The following is a 335-nucleotide window of genomic DNA, read 5'->3' as shown; positions in this document are numbered from 1 at the left end:
TGCTGCGCACCGCTTCCAGTGAAGTGGCACCCCGGTTTGACCGTGGTGGTTGAATGGGAGAAAGACCCGAATCCGCATGCCTCAGCAAATTGGCCTCCGCTTGGGACAGATGGCTACCGGGCTGCCTACAAGCTGCATGCGGCCAAATACACCCGTCATCGTGCGGTAGTGGCAGTTGCTCCATATGAGGACTTGGGGTTGGTAAACGTGCATTTCTTGCCCTGTAACCAGGTGGCTGTATCGGCAGGCGCTACGTATCCCGGTCGTTCAGATTATCCGTTTCACTTCCCTCAAAAAATGCAGGAGCCGGCCACATGTCCGAAGCCATGATCCCG

The 335-nt window shown here is 56.7% G+C and carries 1 protein-coding gene; it reads left to right on the top strand.

The window, feature by feature from the left end; genetic code table 11:
- A partial coding sequence (locus AACY52_RS31850) for a DUF3304 domain-containing protein (protein WP_339561634.1) occupies window positions 1–330 on the top strand: 330 nt, incomplete at its 5' end.
- Window positions 331–335 lie beyond the last annotated feature (5 nt).

Origin of the sequence: Pseudomonas sp. EA_65y_Pfl1_P113 (genome assembly GCF_963970525.1) — a bacterium.
Taxonomy (GTDB): domain Bacteria; phylum Pseudomonadota; class Gammaproteobacteria; order Pseudomonadales; family Pseudomonadaceae; genus Aquipseudomonas; species Aquipseudomonas tritici.
Note: the sequence above shows the minus strand (reverse complement) of the source record. Positions and strands in the feature narration are given on the sequence as shown.